This window comes from Streptomyces sp. 796.1 (assembly GCF_047525675.1).
Lineage (GTDB): Bacteria > Actinomycetota > Actinomycetes > Streptomycetales > Streptomycetaceae > Streptomyces.
The window spans coordinates 69,436-86,738 of record NZ_JBLIWA010000016.1 but is presented as its reverse complement, the minus strand read 5'-3'; the positions used below and the strand labels follow the sequence as shown (position 1 = coordinate 86,738).

The 17,303-nt window shown below is 73.4% G+C and carries 5 protein-coding genes; all 5 read left to right on the top strand.

Going from position 1 to position 17,303, the window contains the following annotated elements; translation table 11 throughout:
• Positions 1 to 21 precede the first annotated feature (21 nt).
• The 5 genes from ACMA1D_RS13210 (at position 22) to asnB (ending at position 17,291) form a co-directional block, all read left to right on the top strand.
• A complete protein-coding gene (locus tag ACMA1D_RS13210) occupies positions 22 to 6,108 on the top strand; it encodes a type I polyketide synthase (RefSeq protein ID WP_414724119.1) in 6,087 nt (2,028 codons plus the stop codon).
• A gap of 78 nt (positions 6,109 to 6,186) precedes the next feature.
• Positions 6,187 to 13,824, top strand: coding sequence for a type I polyketide synthase (locus ACMA1D_RS13205; RefSeq protein ID WP_414724118.1), 7,638 nt, complete (start codon positions 6,187 to 6,189; stop codon positions 13,822 to 13,824).
• A 107-nt stretch (positions 13,825 to 13,931) separates the two neighbouring features.
• On the top strand, positions 13,932 to 14,621 hold the full coding sequence (locus tag ACMA1D_RS13200) for a class I SAM-dependent methyltransferase (protein WP_414724117.1): 690 nt from the start codon (positions 13,932 to 13,934) through the stop codon (positions 14,619 to 14,621).
• 155 nt (positions 14,622 to 14,776) lie between these two features.
• Positions 14,777 to 15,289, top strand: a complete 513-nt coding sequence (locus ACMA1D_RS13195; protein ID WP_414724116.1) for an SRPBCC family protein — start codon at positions 14,777 to 14,779, stop codon at positions 15,287 to 15,289.
• 160 nt (positions 15,290 to 15,449) lie between these two features.
• Positions 15,450 to 17,291 (top strand): asparagine synthase (glutamine-hydrolyzing), encoded by a 1,842-nt coding sequence (gene asnB / locus ACMA1D_RS13190; protein WP_414724115.1) that lies wholly within the window; start codon positions 15,450 to 15,452, stop codon positions 17,289 to 17,291.
• Positions 17,292 to 17,303 lie beyond the last annotated feature (12 nt).

The window sequence follows — 17,303 nt, the reverse complement described above, 5'->3', positions numbered from 1 at the left end:
GTTCGGATGGTGGAGAAGACGATGACCGCACCACAGACACCTGCTTCGCACGAACGCGTCCTGGAGGCGCTGCGGCACTCGGTAAAGGAGAACAAGCGTCTTGAGCAGCGCAACCGGCAGCTCACCGACGCACGGCACGAGCCGATCGCGATTGTCGGCATGGCCTGCCGCTTCCCCGGCGGCGTCGCATCGCCCGAGGACTTCTGGCAGTTGCTGAGCGAGGGCCGGGACGCCGTCACCGAGTTCCCGGCCGAGCGCGGCTGGGACGCCGAGGGCCTGTACGACCCCGATCCGGACCGGCCGGGCAAGAGTTATGTGCGGCACGGCGCCTTCCTGCGGGACGCGGAGCGGTTCGACGCGGCGTTCTTCGGGATCAGCCCGCGTGAGGCGCTGGCCATGGACCCGCAGCAACGGCTGCTCCTGGAGACGGCGTGGGAGGTCTTCGAGCGGGCCGGCATCGACCCCTCGTCGGTGCGCGGCAGCCGGACCGGGGTGTTCGTCGGCGCGTCCCCACTCGGGTACGGGGCCGGGGCGCAGGCCGCTTCGGAGGGGGCCGAGGGCTATCTGCTGACGGGGACGACGGTCAGTGTGGCGTCCGGGCGGCTGGCCTACTCCTTCGGCCTTGAGGGGCCGGCCCTTACGGTGGACACGGCGTGCTCGTCGTCGCTGGTGGCGCTGCATCTGGCGGCGCAGGCGCTGCGGAGTGGCGAGTGCACCGCGGCGTTGGTGGGCGGGGCCGCGGTGATGGCGGCGCCGCACATGTTCGTGGAGTTCAGCCGGCAGCGCGGGCTGGCGCCCGACGGTCGCTGCAAGGCGTTCGCGAACGGCGCCGACGGCACTTCCTGGGGCGAGGGCGTCGGCCTGCTGCTGGTGATGCGGCTGTCCGAGGCGCGCCGTACCGGGCACCGGGTGCTGGCCGTGCTGCGCGGCAGCGCCGTCAACCAGGACGGGGCGTCCAACGGGCTCACCGCGCCGAGCGGGCCCGCGCAGCAGCGCGTCATCCGGCAGGCGCTCGCCGATGCCCGGCTGGCGCCCGGCGAGGTGGACGCGGTGGAGGCGCACGGCACGGGCACCCGGCTGGGTGACCCGATCGAGGCACAGGCGCTGCTCGCCACCTACGGGCAGGACCGGCCGGCGGACCGGCCGCTGTGGCTGGGCTCGGTGAAGTCCAACATCGGACACACTCAGCTCGCCGCGGGTGTCGCCGGCGTCATCAAGACCGTGCTCGCGCTGCGCCACGGGGTGCTGCCGCGCACCTTGCACGTGGACGCGCCGGCCACCCAGGTCGACTGGTCCCGCGGCGCGGTGGAACTCCTCACCGAGGCGCAGCAGTGGCCGGCGGTCGACCGACCGCGGCGGGCCGCGGTGTCCTCCTTCGGCATCAGCGGCACCAACGCCCACGTCATCCTCGAAGCGGCCGACCCAGCCGACGGGGGAACGGCCGATGCGGCCGACGCGGGGACGGGTGGTGCGGCCGGTGCGAGTGGTACGGGTGGTGCCGGCGGTACGGGCGGCGGGCCCGCGTCCCGCGCCACCGGACGGCCGGTCGGGGCCACGGACACCGAAACGGACACCGGTGCCGCCGCTGCCGACACCACGGCCAACGCCGGTGCCAGCACCGGCACCACCACAGCCACGACCACAGTCACAGCCACAGCCACAGCCACAGCCACGACCGGCGTTCGCGAGGCGAACGGAGTTCGCGTGCCGAACACCGGGCGGGGTTCCACCGTCGCAAGCCAGGGCCGAGCCGCCGCCCCCGCGGCCCCAACCGTTCCGTGGACACTGTCCGCAGCCAGTCCCGAGGCGCTCCGCGTGCAGGCCGGGCGGATACGGGAGGCGCTCACCGCACGCCCGGAATGGGAGCCGCTCGCGGTCGCCCGGGCGCTGACCACCACCCGGGCCGATCTCACCCACCGGGCGGTGGTCGTGGGCGCCGGGCGCACGGAGCTGCTCGCCGCGCTCGGTGGGCTCGCCCGTGGGGCCGCCGGCGAGCACACCGTGCTGGGCGAGGCGGCACGGGGCGGTGGGCTCGCCTTCCTCTTCACCGGCCAGGGCGCACAACGCGCCGGCGCAGGAAGGGAGTTGTACGAGGCGTACCCGGTGTTCGCCGATGCGCTGGACGGTGTCTGCGCCCTGCTGACGGAGCGCACCGGACTGCCGTTGCGGGCGGCGCTGCTCGCCGACGAGGGCTCGGCCTCGTACCCGCAGCAGGTGGAGCTGCTACGCCAGACGGCCTGGGCGCAGTGTGCGCTGTTCGCCCTCGAAGTGGCCCTGTTCCGGCTGGTGGAGTCGTGGGGGGTGCGCCCCGACTTCCTCGTCGGCCACTCCATCGGCGAGCTGGCCGCCGCCCACGTGGCCGGCGTGTTCACGCTGGAGGACGCGGTGACCGCGGTGGCCGCCCGGGGGCGGCTGATGCAGGAGTTGCCCACCGGCGGGCAGATGGTCGCGGTGGAGGCGACCGAAGATGAGGTCGCCAACCTGCTGACCGACGGTGACGGGACGGTCGGCATCGCCGCGGTCAACGGGCCGACGTCGGTCGTGGTGTCGGGCGACGCGGACGGGGTACGTCAGATCGCCGCCGCGCTGCGCGACCTGGGCCGCCGCACCAAGGAGCTGAGCGTCAGCCACGCCTTCCACTCCCCACACATGGACGGCATGTTGGAGGCGTTCCGTACGGTCATGGCGCAGTTGCCGACGCACGAACCGACCCTGCCGCTGATCTCCAACGTGACCGGGGCGCCGGCCACCGGCGAGCAGCTCCGCTCGGCCGACTACTGGGTGCGGCATGTCCGCGAGGCCGTGCGCTTCCACGCCGGGGTCCGCCACCTCGCCGAGCAGGGTGTGCGCACCTTCCTCGAACTCGGCCCCGACCGCGTACTGTGCGCGATGGCCCTCGACAGCGCCGCGGAGGCGGGCGCCGACAAGGTGGCCGCGGTGCCCCTGCTGCACGCCGGCCACCCGGAGCCGACGACCGTGCTCACCGCCCTCGGCACCCTGCACGTGCGGGGCCTTGGCCCGGACTGGCGGCGCTACCTGGCGGAGTCGGGTGACCAGCCGGAGCCGGGGGTGCGGGTCGAACTGCCCACCTACCCGTTCCAGGGCGAGCGCTACTGGCTGGCGCCGGGCCCGGCCGGGGCAAAACCCGCAGACCTGGGCCTGGACGCCACCGGGCACCCGCTGCTCGCCGCGGCGCTCACCCCGGCCGACGGGGACGGTCTGCTGCTGACCGGCAGGCTGTCGGCCCGTACGCATCCGTGGCTGGCCGATCACGTCGTACTGGGCACGGTGGTGGTGCCCGGCACGGCCTACCTCGAACTCGCCCTGCACGCGGGCCAGTTGGTGGGCTGCCCGGGCGTGGAGGAGCTCGACCAGGAGAGTCCGCTGATCCTGCCGGCCGACGGGGCGGTGCGGGTCCAGCTCCGGGTGGGTGCGCCCGACGCGGAGGGCCGGCGACCGATTTCCGTACACGCCCGCCCGGACGGCGCCGACGCCGAACCCTGGACCCGGCACGCGAGCGGTCTGCTGGCCGCGGTGCCCGACGCCGGCCACGCCGCACCGGACGCGCCCGCAGGGCCTGACGGGCTCGACGGCGCCTGGCCGCCGCCGGGTGCCGCCCCCGTCGACATCACCGACTTCTACCGCACGGTGGCCCTGGACGGCTTCAGCTACGGCCCGTCCTTCCGGGGCCTGCGGGCCGTGTGGCGCGCGGGCGACGACGTCTACGGCGAGGTCGAACTGCCCGAGCCGTACCGGGCGGACGCCGCCGCCTACGGTGTGCACCCCGCCCTGCTGGACGCCGCACTGCACGCGGGGCTGGTGGGCAACACCGGGGACCAGGTGCTGCTGCCCTTCGCGTGGCAGGGCGTACGGCGCGCCCGTACCGGTGCCGCCCGACTGCGGGTACGGCTCTCGCCCGCGGGCCCTGACGCCATGTCGTTGCTGGTGAGCGACGAGACGGGCGCGCCGGTCGGGTCGGTTGCGGCGTTGCGGGCACGCCCGGTTTCGTTGGCGCAGTTGCGGTCCGCCGCCGGGGCGCCCGCCGGGGACGCGCTGTTCCGCGTCGAGTGGAGCGCAACCGGTGCGGGCTCTGCGGACGCTGCCGTAACCGAGGGAATCGACGGGGCGGCCGGCGCGGATCAGGCTGACCTGGCGGACTGGTTCGCCGGCGCCGACCGGGTGGTGGTCGGGCCCTACGATCCGCTGGCCGATGTCGAACCCGCCGGCCAGCCGGGCGCGCCGGAGCGCTATGCGCACCTGGTCGACCTGGCGGACGCGGTGGCCGGGGGCCGCCCGCTCCCCGGGGCCGTCTTCCTGACCTGCCCACACGCGCCCGCGGGTGCGTCCGCATCGGGTGCAGGCGTGCCCGGTACGGACGCAAGTGGTACGGACGCAAGTGGTACGAGCGCCGCCGTGGCCGTGCCCGAGGCGACCAGGGAGGTGCTGGAGTGGGTGCGTACCGCGCTGCTGGCGTGGGTTGGTGACGAGCGGTTCGCCGCCTCCCGGCTGATCGTGGTGACCGGCGGCGCGGTCGCCGCCGGGCGGGGAGACGACGTGCCGAACCTGGCGCAGGCACCGGTATGGGGCCTGGTGCGGGCGGCGCAGGCGGAGCACCCTGACCGGTTCACACTGCTCGACCTGGGCGCGGGATCGGACGTCCGGCGGGCCCTTTGGCACGCCGCCACCGTCAGTGAACCGCAGTTCGCTGCGCGGTCAGCCGGTCTGTTCGTACCGCGGCTGGTCCGGGCCGAAGGCGCCACCGCGGCTGCCGCGGCCAGCCCGCAGCGGCTGGCCGTCCGTGCCGGCACGGTCCTGGTCACCGGTGGTACGGGGGCGCTCGGTGCGCTGCTGGCCCGGCACCTGGTCACCGAGCACGGCGTGCGCCACCTGCTGTTGCTCGCCCGAAGCGGGCCGCAGGCCCCCGGCGCCGATGCGCTCACGGCCGAGCTCACCGCCGCGGGGGCGCAGGTCACGGTGGTCGGCTGTGACGTGTCGGACCGTGCGGCGCTGGCCGGGGCGTTGGCCGCGATCCCGGCGGAGCACCCGCTGACCGCGGTCGTGCACGCGGCGGGCGTGGTGGACGACGGCGCGCTGGAGGCGCTGTCGGCGGAGCGCTTGGAGACCGTGTTGGGCCCGAAGGCGGACGCGGCCTGGCATCTGCACGAGCTCACCGAGGGGTTGGAACTGGACGCGTTCGTCCTGTTCTCCTCGGCGGCGGCCACGCTCGGCGGCGCCGGACAGGGCAACTACACGGCCGCGAACGCCTTCCTCGACGCCCTCGCCCAGCACCGCGTGGCGCGCGGGTTGCCGGCGCGCGCCCTGGCCTGGGGGCCGTGGGAGCAGGACGGCGGCATGGTGGGTGCGCTGGACGAGGCGGCCCGGCGCCGCATGCGCCGCTCGGGCGTGCTGCCGCTGGCACCGCACGACGGGCTCGCGCTCTTCGACACCGCGCTGGCCGGGGACGACCCCGTACTCCTCCCCGTACGGCTGAACCTGGCCGCGCTGCGCGGGGCGGGTGACGCGGTGCCGCTGCTGCACTCGTTGACCGGGCCCCCGGCGGCGCCGGGCGCGGCGGACGGCGGGGCAGCGGGTGAGTGGCGCGGGAAGGTGACCGGGTTGGCGGGCGAGGAGCGCGAGCGGGTCCTGCTCGACCTGGTGCGCGGCGCGGTGGCCAGCGTCCTCGGCCACCCGAACGCGACGGCCGTACAGGGCGAACGGGCCTTCAACGACCTGGGGTTCGACTCGCTGACGGCCGTGGAGCTGCGCAATCGGCTCGCCACCCACACCGGGCTCCGGCTGCCGGCCACGCTGATCTTCGATCAGCCCACGTCCCGGTCCCTGGCCCGCTATCTGGACGGTGCGCTGCCCCAAGAGGGTGCGCCGGACGCCGAGCCGGTGCTGGCCGAACTCGACCGGTTCGAAGCGCTCTTGACGACGGTCGCCGCCGACCATCCGGACCAGCCGCGGATCGCGACCAGGCTGCGTGCCGTCCTGGCCCGCTGGGACGAGCGGCCGGCCGCCGAGTCGACGGCCCCCACCGGTCTCGCGGCGGACGCCGCGGACGACGAGGTCTTCGACTTCATCACCAACGAACTCGGCATCTCCTGACCGCCGGGGGCTGCCGCTCCCCGCCGTAACCCACCGCCTTCTCCCGACCTCCTGACCTTCCGAAAGGGTGGCACCACCGTGGCGAGCGAGACCGAGGAAAAGCTGCGTTACTTCCTCAAGCGGGTGTCGACCGACCTCCAGGAGACGCGCCGTCGCCTCCAGGAGTTGGAGTCCGTCGAGGGCGAGCCGATCGCCATCGTGGGCATGGCCTGCCGCTACCCGGGGGGCGCCGACACCACGGAGAAGCTGTGGCGCCTCCTGGCGGAGGGCCGGGACACCGCGACGCCGTTCCCCACCGACCGCGGCTGGGACGTGACGGGGCTGTACGACCCGGACCCGGACCAGCCGGGCACGACGTACGGGCGCGAGGGTTGCTTCATCGACGATGCGGGCCACTTCGACGCGGGCTTCTTCGGCATCGGTCCGCGCGAGGCGCTGGCGATGGACCCGCAGCAGCGGCTGCTCCTGGAGACGACCTGGGAGACGTTCGAGCGGGCCGGCATCGACCCGACCACGCTGCGCGGCAGCAGCACCGGCGTCTTCATGGGCACCGGCCAACAGGACTACGCGTCGCTCGTCCAGCGGGCGACCGAGAACCTGGAGGGCTATCTGCTGTCGGGCGGCGCGGCGAGCGTCATTTCCGGGCGGTTGTCGTACGTGTTCGGGCTTGAAGGCCCGGCGCTCACGGTCGACACGGCCTGCTCGTCGTCGCTGGTCGCGCTGCACCTGGCCGCCCAGTCACTACGCCGCGGGGAAACCACCCTCGCCCTCGCCGGCGGCGCCGCCATCATGGCCGCCCCCGGCATGTTCATCGAGTTCAGCCGCCAACGCGGCCTCTCCCCCGACGGCCGCTGCAAGGCATTCGCCGCCGCAGCCGACGGCACCGGCTGGGGCGAAGGTGTCGGCGTACTCCTCCTCGAACGCCTCTCCGATGCACAGCGCAACGGCCACCAGGTCCTCGCCGTACTGCGCGGGTCGGCCATCAACCAGGACGGCGCGTCCAACGGGCTCACCGCGCCCAACGGCCCCGCGCAGCAGCGCGTCATCTGGCAGGCCCTGAGCAATGCCAGGCTGACCACCGACGACATCGACGTGGTGGAGGCGCACGGCACGGGCACGCGGTTGGGTGACCCGATCGAGGCACAGGCGCTGCTCGCCACCTACGGGCAGGACCGGCCGGCGGACCGGCCGCTGTGGCTGGGATCGCTGAAGTCCAACATCGGACACACCCAGGCCGCGGCCGGCGTCGGCGGCATCATCAAAATGGTCCTCGCACTACGCCACGCCACGCTGCCCAAGACGCTGCACGTGGACGAGCCCACGCCGCACGTCGACTGGGAGTCCGGGGCCGTACGCCTGCTCACCGAAGCCCGCCCCTGGCCCGAGACTGACCGCCCCCGCCGGGCCGCCGTCTCCTCCTTCGGCGCCAGCGGCACCAACGCCCACGTCATCCTGGAACAGGCCCCGGAAGCTGCCCCGGGCGCGTCACCCGAGGACGCACCGGCCGCTGCGGGCCCGACCGTGGAGACGGGTGTCATCCCCGTCGTCCTCTCGGCCCGCGGCAGCCGGGCCCTTCGCGCCCAGGCCGCACAACTCGCCACGTACGTCGAAGAACACCCCGACACCAACCCGCACGCCATCGCCCACACCCTCCTCACCGGCCGAGCCACCCTGGAACACCGCGCCGTACTCCTCACCCACGACCGCGACCACCTGCTGGAGCAACTCCACGCCCTCGCCGAGGGACGAGAACACCCAAGCCTGGTCACCGGCAGCGGCGACCACACGAAGCCTGTGTTCGTCTTCCCAGGTCAGGGCTCGCAGTGGACCGGCATGGCCACCGAACTCCTCACCACATCCGACGTCTTCCGCCAGTCAATAGCCGAATGCGAGAACGCACTCGCACCATACGTGGACTGGTCACTCACCGAGGTACTCACCAACGGTGAACCCATCGAGCGCGTGGACATCGTCCAACCCGCGCTGTTTGCCGTCATGGTCTCTCTCGCCAGGGTGTGGCAGTCCCTCGGCATCCAACCCGCCGCCGTCATCGGACACTCCCAAGGCGAAATCCCGGCCGCCGTCATCGCCGGGGCACTGACGCTGGAAGACGGCGCTCGGGTCACCGCGCTCCGCAGCCAGGCCATCCACACCTCCCTCACCGGCCACGGCACCATGGCATCGGTCTCCCTCACCCCCGAAGCAACTCAGCAACTCCCCGGGGCATGGGGAGACCAGCTCCACATCGCCGCACACAACGGACCCCACACCACCGTCATCGCCGGCGAAACCACCGCAGTAGAGCAACTCCTCGACCACTGCGAACAGCAGGGCATTCACGCCCGCCGCATCAACGTCGACTACGCATCACACAGCCCCTACGTCGAAGCCATACAAAGCCAACTGGCCGACAGCTTGGGCGAGTTGAAGCCGACGGCGAGCGACATCCCGTTCTACTCCACCACCACCGGCGAAACCCTCGACACCACCCAACTCACCACCGACTACTGGTACACCAACCTCCGCCAACCCGTACTCCTCACCCACGCCGTCACCACCGCACTCACCAACGGACACACCCTCTTCATCGAGATCAGCCCCCACCCCATCCTCACCACCCCACTCCACGACATCACCGACACCACCAACCACCCCACCACCATCACCGGAACCCTCCGCCGCGACCACGGCAACTGGACCCAACTCCTCACCGCAGCAGCCACCACCACCGTCCACGGCACACCCCCCAACTGGACCCACCTCCTCCCACCCACCAACAACCACCCGAACCTCCCCACCTACCCCTTCCAGCGGCGGCGCTACTGGGTGGAGACCCGGGACTTGGGTGTTGCGCCGTTGGGTGTGTCGGTTGTGGATGAGGTGGAGGGGGAAGGGGACTCGCCGGGGGCGGAGCTGCGGCGGGAGTTGGCCGGTCGGGCGGTGGGCGAGCAGGAGCGGCTGTTGCTTGAGGTGGTACGGACGCATGCCGCTGTGGTGCTGGGGCTTGAGGGGCCGCCGGAGGCCGGGCGTTCCTTCAACGAGTTGGGGTTCGTCTCGTTGACCGCGGTCGAGTTGCGCAACCGGTTGAACGCCGCGGCCGGAGTGCGGCTGCCGGCGACCGTGGTGTTCGACCATCCCACGCCGGAGGCGCTGAGCCAGCGGCTGCGGGCCGAACTCGCGGGCCCCGTAACGGAAGTGCCGCGGCCGGCGCCGGTAGTTCGGGCGACGACCGGGGTAGATGACGATCCGATCGTGATCGTCGCGATGGCCTGCCGGTTCCCCGGCGGGGTGGACAACCCGGAGGAACTGTGGCGGCTGGTGGTCGACGGCACCGACGCGATCTCGGACTTCCCCGCGGACCGCGGTTGGGACGTGGACGGGATCTACGACCCCGACCCGGGCCGCAGCGGTCGTACGTACACGCGTGAGGGCGGGTTCATCGCCGACGCGCACGCCTTCGACGCCGCGTTCTTCGGGATCGGGCCGCGCGAGGCGCTGGCCATGGACCCGCAGCAGCGGCTGCTCCTGGAGACCGCGTGGGAGGCGTTCGAGCGGGCGGGCATCGACCCGACTCAGATCCGCGGCAGCCGTACCGGGGTGTTCGCGGGTTCCAGCGGTCAGGACTATCCGCAACTCGTGCTCGGGGCGTCGGCCGACATCGAGGGTTACTTGATGACGGGCAACGCTGCCAGCGTGCTGTCCGGCCGGCTGTCGTACGCCTTCGGGCTCGAAGGGCCGGCCGTGACGGTGGACACCGCGTGCTCGTCGTCGCTGGTCGCACTGCATCTGGCCTGCCAGTCGCTGCGCTCGGGTGAGAGCGAGTTGGCGTTGGCCGGTGGGGTGACGGTGCTGTCCACTCCGCAGGCGTTCATCAGTTTCAGCCGGCAGCGCGGGCTGGCCCCTGACGGTCGCTGCAAGCCTTTCTCGTCGACCGCCGACGGCACCTCCTGGGGTGAGGGGGTCGGCCTGCTCCTCCTTGAGCGGCTGTCCGACGCCCGGCGCAACGGTCACCCGGTGCTGGCCACGGTGCGTGGCAGCGCCACCAACCAGGACGGGGCCAGCAACGGTCTGTCCGCGCCGAACGGACCCGCGCAGCAGCGCGTCATCCGGCAGGCGCTGGCCAACGCGCGGCTGGCACCCGGCGAGGTGGACGCGGTGGAGGCGCACGGCACGGGAACTCCGTTGGGTGACCCGATCGAGGCACAGGCGCTGCTTGCCACCTACGGGCAGGACCGGCCGGCGGACCGGCCGCTGTGGCTGGGTTCGGTGAAGTCCAACATCGGTCATACGGCAGCGGCGGCCGGGGTCGCCGGGTTGATCAAGATGGTGAAGGCGATGGAGCACGGGGTGCTGCCGCCGACCCTGCACCTGGCGGAGCCCACTCCGCACGTGGCGTGGGACTCCGGGCGGGTCGCCCTGCTCGCCGAGCCGGTGACCTGGCCCGACACCGGTCGGCCGCGCCGGGCCGGGGTCTCCGCCTTCGGCATCAGCGGCACCAACGCCCATGTGGTCATCGAACAGGCGCCCCCCGCGCCCGAAGCGGCGACGGAGGCGGAGTCCGCGACCCCAGCCGGGACAGGGACGGCGACGGCGACGGCGACGGCACAGCCTGGGGGCGGCGCTACGCACGCGGCAGGCGCGGTCGATGCGAACCGCGCGGCCGGCGCGAACGAGACGGACGGTGTCGCGTACGCGGACGGTGCCGCACACCAGGACGCCACTGCGCACAAGGACGCCGCCGCGGGCAAGGACGACGCGCCGGGCGGGGCCGAGCCGCCCGTGCTGCTGTGGCCACTGTCCGCGCGCAGCGTGCAGGGGCTTCGTGCGCAGGCCGAGCGGTTGCGGGAGCACCTGGTCCGGCAGCCCGGGGCCGCACCGGTGGACGTCGGCCGCGCGCTGGCGGCCTCCCGCGCCGGGCTCTCCCACCGTGCGGTGGTCGTCGCAGGCAGCCGGGGCGCCGGTGCGGAGCGGGCCGGGTTGCTGGCCGGGCTCGCCGCGCTGGCGGCGGGTGAGGAGGCGCCGGCTGTGGTGCGGGGCGCGGTGACCGGCGGCCGGACCGGGTTCCTCTTCCCCGGCCAGGGCAGCCAGCGGCCCGGGATGGGGCGCGGTCTGTACGAGGCGTTCCCGGTCTTCGCGCGGGCGCTCGACGAGTTGTGCGGGCTGCTGGACGAGCACGCGGACCGGCCGGGGCGGCCGGGGCTGCGGTCGGTGCTGTTCGCGGCGGACGGCACGGCGGACGCCGAGTTGTTGGACGAGACGGTGTACACCCAGCCGGGGCTGTTCGCGGTGGGCGTGGCCGCTTACCGGCTGCTTGAGTCCTTCGGCGTGGTGCCGGACTGTGTCGGCGGGCACTCGATCGGCGAGTTGGCCGCCGCCCACGTGGCCGGGGTGTGGTCGGCCGACGACGCCTGCCGGCTGGTGGCGGCGCGCGCCAGGCTGCTCCAGGCGACGCCGGACGACGGTGCGATGACGGCGCTTGAGGCCACCGAGGACGAGGTGCTCGCGCGGCTGGCCGACCGCGCCGACCGGGTCTCGATCGCGGCCGTCAACGGGCCCCGGAGCACCGTGGTCTCCGGGGCGGCCGACGCGGTCACCGAGATCGCCGCCGGCTTCGCCGCGCTCGGCCGCAGGACCAAGCGGCTGCGGGTGGCCAGGGCGTTCCACTCACCGCTCACGGACGGTGTGTTGGCCGAGTTCGGTGAGGTCGCTGCCACCCTGGCGTACCGGTCGCCGCGCGTCCCGGTGCTGTCCAACGTGAGCGGCGCGCTGGCCACCGCCGATGAGCTGACCGACCCGGAGTACTGGGTACGGCACGTACGCGCGGCCGTACGGTTCCACGACGGGGCCCGCCGGCTCGCCGCCGACGGCATCACCAGCGTGCTCGAACTCGGCCCGGGCGGTGTGTTGTCGGCGCTGGTGCGCGAGGTGCCGGTGGAGCGGGGCGGGTCCATCGCTGCGGTGCCGGTGCTGCGGCGCGGCAGGCCGGAACCGGAGAGCGCGATGGCGGCGGTCGGCCATGCGTACGCCCACGGGGCTGCGGTGGACTGGGACGCGGTGTTCGGCGGTACGGCCCGTCCTGCCGGCCACCGCGGCGTCGACGGGCCGCGGGTCGCTGGCGGTCGCCAGGGCGGTGCCAGCCCCCAGGTCGTGGCTGGCCCGCTGGCTGCGGGTGGCCCCTTGGCTGCGGTGGGGACCCGGCTCGCGGACGGCCCGCGGGTCACGTTGCCGACGTACGCGTTCCAGCGGCGGCGGTTCTGGCCGGTCGGCCCCGAGGACACGGTCCGGGCGCCGGGCGCGCCGGCAGACGCGACGGGCGCGGCGATGGACGAAACGTCGGTGGACGAGGTTCAGGGCGCGCTGGCGGCCGAGCTCGCGGGCCTGGGCTCGACGGCGCGCCATGCCGTGCTGCGGTCGCTGGTGGCCACCCGGGTGGTGGCCGTCCTCGGGCACGACACGACCGACGAGGTCGAATCCGCCCTCGGCCTGCCGGAGCTCGGCATCGACTCGCTCGCCGCCACCGAACTGCGCGACGGGCTCCAGCGGGCGACGGGCGTCGCCCTGTCGAGCACCGCCGTGTTCGAGCACCCCACCCTGGACGACCTGGCCGCACACCTGCTCGCTGAGTGGGAGGCGCTGGGACGGGACACGGCGCCGGTTCCGACCGCTGCGCCGCCCCCTGCGCCGGCGCCCGGTGCGGACACAGCCGGCGCCGACACAGCCGGCGGGCCGTCAGTTACGGAACCGTCGGTCACGCCGGCGGCGGTCGATACCCCGCAGGTCAGCGCGGTGCAGGTCGGAACCGGCGCCGTGGCAGGGGGCGCGGCGCAGGGGCCCGCGGGGATCGCCGCTGACGGTCCGCGGTCCGCGCCCCGGGCTGGGACCGAGCCCGTAGGGTTGCTCGGCTCGCTCGCCGTACGCGCCGCGCGCGCGGGCAGCTTCGCCGCGTTCGACGGCTTCCTGCGGGACGCGGCCCGCTTCCGGGAGACCTTCCGCAGGTCGGATGAGCTGACCCGGCGCGCCGCACCGGTCCGGCTCGCGCACGGGCCCGCCGGGCCCCGCCTGGTCTGCTTCCCGTCCTTCGCCGGCAAGTCGGGCGCCCACCAGTACGCGCGGCTGGCCTCGGCCGCCCGCGGATCGCGCGACCTGTGGGCGGTGCCGGCGCCCGGCTTCGTCGACGGTGAGGCGCTCCCGGCCGACCTGGACGCCCTCCTCGACCTGCACGTGGCCGACGTCCAACGGATCGCTGACGGCGGCCCGTTCGCGCTGCTCGGGCACTCCGCCGGCGGCTGGGTCGCGCACGCCGTGGCCGAACGTCTGGAGGCCGTCGGCGTGCCGCCGGTGAGCGTGGTGCTGGTGGACAGCTATCCGCCCGGCAGCCCGGTGCTCCCCCACATCCAGGCGGTGCTGGGTGCTGGCCTCGCGGCCGGCGGGGGCGGGCTCGGGCCTGCGGGCGCGGTGCTCGACGACGTCTGCCTCACCGCGATGGGCGGCTACGGCACCCTGTTCGCGGACTGGAAGCCGGGGCCCGTCGCCGCCCCGGTGCTCCAGGCCCGGGCCGCCACGCCGCTGCCCGGCTTCCCCACCGCCGACTGGCAGCCCGCCTGGCCGACCGAACACACCGAACTCGCCCTGTCAGGCGACCACTTCACGGTCCTCGGCGCACACGCCGACACGACTTGGCGGGCCATCGGCGACCACCTCGGCGGCCCGTCCTGACCCCGCCGCGGCCCGGCCGCGCCCTACCCACGACCCAGCCCTGCGCTCCACCGACCAGCACGACCCCGTGCGCTATTCAGCCGATTCCGATCGAGGGTGACCAGCAAATGACCAGCACACACGACCAGCAGCCCGGCACGGTCGGCCAGGACGTCCTGGACGGCCAGGCCGCGTACCACCCACGGGCGCTGGCCTTCTACGACCTGGTGGTGTTCCGCGGCAGCGCCCCGCTCTTCTGGCGCTGCTCGCCGCGGAACTTCCTCCGGATGTACGCGACCTGCGTCGGGGCCAAGCACCTGGAACTGGGTGTCGGCACCGGCTACCTGCTGACCCGCACCCGGTTCCCTGTCTCCAACCCGAAGATCACGCTGGCCGACCTCAACCCCAGCACGTTGGACTTCACCGCGCGGCGGCTGGAGTTCTACGAGACCACCAAGGTCGTCGCCAACGCGCTGGAGCCGCTGCCGGTGCCGGACGAGAGCCACGACTCGGCCGCCCTCAGCTTCCTGCTGCACTGCGTGCCGGGCAGCCTGCGCGAGAAGGGGGTGGCGATCAAGCACGCGGCGGCGACGGTACGGCCCGGCGGCACCGTCTTCGGCAGCACCATCCTCTCCTCGGGCGTGCCGGTGTCCGGGGCCGGCCGGTGGCTGATGAACAACCTCAACGACAAGGGCGTCTTCCACAACTCCGAAGACAACCTGGAGGACCTGCGCGACCAGTTGAAGCAGAACTTCGACGACTTCGACCTGGTGACGCGGGGCAGCGTCGCCCTCTTCAGGGCCCGCAAGCCCGCGTGATCCCCGCGGTCCCCCGGCTCCTCAACTCCCCACGTGGGCTGGCCCCTGGCGACGCCCGCGCCGCAGCACCGCCCCACCGCGCCAAGCCCACCCGTTCCCACCCGTCCCGTCGCCCCGGCGCCGCGGGACCACCGCACGGAAGAGGACCTGTTCCCATGACTGCACGCTGGTACCCGATCGAGGAGGCCGACGACGCCCTGTTCGCCACGGCGTCCCTCTACCACGCCCGCTCGGTGGAGGTGCCCTACTCGGCACAGGAGACCTGGGAGGCCCTGACCGGGGACGGGGTGTCGAGTTGGACCAAGGGCATGAAGCGGCTCACGTGGACCTCGCCGCGGCCGTTCGGCGTCGGCACCACCCGGGAGATCGAGATGGGCGGTGACTTCACCCTGCGCGAGCGCTTCTTCCGCTGGGAGGAGGGTCACCGCAAGACGTTCAGCGGGGTGGAAGGGACCCGGCCCATCTTCCGCCACCTGGTGGAGGACTACGTGGTGGAGCCGACCGCGTACGGTGCCCGGTTCAGTTGGCGCTGGGCGGCCGAGCTCAACCGGCCGTGGTCCTTCTTCGGACCGGCCCTCGACCGGCTCTCCTTCGCCCCGGTGGGCCGCTCCCACATCGACGGCCTGCCCCACTACATGGCCGCCCAGCGGGCCACCGCCCGCCGCTGACCGGGCGGGGGGCCGCGGCCCGCCGCGCACCCGCGCGGGCCGCTCCCGGTCGCCGTAGAGCCACCGAAGAAGAACCACCAACGAAGAACGGCCACCGCACAACCACCACCGGCCAGACAAAGCCAGAGAACACCAAAGAAGCGCCGAAGAAAGAGGACGTATGTGTGGGATCACCGGGTGGATCGCCTTCCGGCGGGACCTGAGCGCTGAACGGGACGCGCTGGACGCGATGACGGCCACCATGCTGTGCCGCGGCCCGGACGCCGAAGGCACCTGGCTTTCGCCGTCCGCCGCGCTCGGCCACCGCAGGCTGTCGGTCATCGACCTGGCCGGCGGCGTCCAGCCCATGGTCGAGGAGACCCCGGACGGGCCGGTGGCCCTGACGTACAGCGGCGAGGCGTACAACTTCGTCGAGCTCCGTGACGAACTGCGCCGCCGCGGGCACGCGTTCCGCACCGCGAGCGACACCGAGGTGGTGCTGCGCGGCTACCTGGAGTGGGGCGAGGACGTCGCGGACCGGCTGACCGGCATGTACGCGCTGGGCATCTGGGACGGCCGGGTGGAGAAGCTGGTGCTGCTGCGGGACCGGCTCGGCATCAAGCCGCTCTACTACTACCCGACCGACGACGGGGTGCTCTTCGGCTCCGAGGCCAAGGCCGTGCTCGCCCACCCCGAGGTGGAGCCGGTGGTGGACACCGACGGCATGCGCGAGCTGTTCGCGTTCGTCAAGGAGCCCGGGCGCTCGGTGTGGTCGGGCATGCGCGAGGTCAAGCCCGGCGCCCTGGTGGTCCTCGACCGTTCGGGGCTGCGCGAGCGCACGTACTGGCGCCTTGAGGTCGCCGAGCACCGCGACGACACCGAGACCACGGTGCGCCGGGTGCGCGAACTCCTCGAAGACAGCGTCGCGCACCAGGTGGTGGCCGACGTGCCGCAGTGCGTGCTGCTCTCCGGCGGGCTCGACTCCAGCGCCCTGACCGCGCTGGCCGGGCGCCATCTGGCCGAGCGGGGCGAGCAGACCCGCACCTTCACCGTCGACTTCGAGCAGCCCGAGGCGTTCCGCCCCGACGAGCTGCGCGGCTCGCAGGACGCGCCGTTCGCCCGCGAGGTGGTCGAGCACGTCGGGACCGTGCACCACAACATCCGCCTGGACCACCAGGAGTTGGCGAACCCCGAGGTGCGGCGGGCCACGGTCTCCGCCCGGGACCTGCCGTTCGGCTTCGGTGAGGCGGACAACTCGCTGTACCTGCTGTTCAAGGCGGTGCGCGAGCACTCGACGGTGGCGCTTTCCGGCGAGTCGGCCGACGAGATCTTCGGCGGCTACCCGTGGTTCCACCACCCGACGGTGCAGCAGGCGGCCATGTTCCCGTGGGTGACGGCCTCAGGGCTCAGCCCCAAGTCCCACCCGACCAAGCTGATCAGCCCGGAGCTGCTGGTCGGCACCCTGGACGTGCCCGGCTACTGGCAGCAGCGGTACGAGCAGTCGGTGGCCGAGATCCCGGTGGTGCCGGGCGAGGACGCGCACGAGCGGCGGATGCGGGAGTTCTGCTACGTGCACCTGACGAGCCTGCTCGGGATGCTCCTGGACCGCAAGGACCGGATGAGCATGGCCGTCGGCCTCGAAGTGCGGGTGCCGATCTGTGACCACCGGCTGGTGGAGTACGTGTACAACACGCCCTGGGCGATGAAGACGTTCGACGGCCGGGAGAAGAGCCTGCTGCGGGCGGCCGTCAAGGACGCCCTGCCGCGCTCGGTGGTGGAGCGGGTCAAGGCGCTCTACCCGCACACCCAGGAGTTGCGGTACGTGAGCGAACTCCAGCGCCAGGTAAGCGAGTTGCTCACCGACGACCACCGTGCGGTGGAGTTCTTCGACCGCGAGGCGCTGACCAAGGCCGCCCGTGGCCTGCCCGAGGCCGTCGAGGCCGACGAGCGCGAGGCGTTCGAGCGCGTGCTCGACCTGGCCGTCTGGCTCGATGTCCGCCGTCCGACCATCAAGCTCTCCTGAGGAGCCAGCGAC

Excerpts from the sequence above, each read along its gene's own strand:
- ACMA1D_RS13210 (WP_414724119.1), top strand. The coding sequence starts at position 22 with ATGACCGCACCACAGACACCTGCTTCGCACGAACGCGTCCTGGAGGCG.
- ACMA1D_RS13195 (WP_414724116.1), top strand. The coding sequence starts at position 14,777 with ATGACTGCACGCTGGTACCCGATCGAGGAGGCCGACGACGCCCTGTTC.
- asnB (WP_414724115.1), top strand. The coding sequence starts at position 15,450 with ATGTGTGGGATCACCGGGTGGATCGCCTTCCGGCGGGACCTGAGCGCT.
- ACMA1D_RS13200 (WP_414724117.1), top strand. The coding sequence starts at position 13,932 with ATGACCAGCACACACGACCAGCAGCCCGGCACGGTCGGCCAGGACGTC.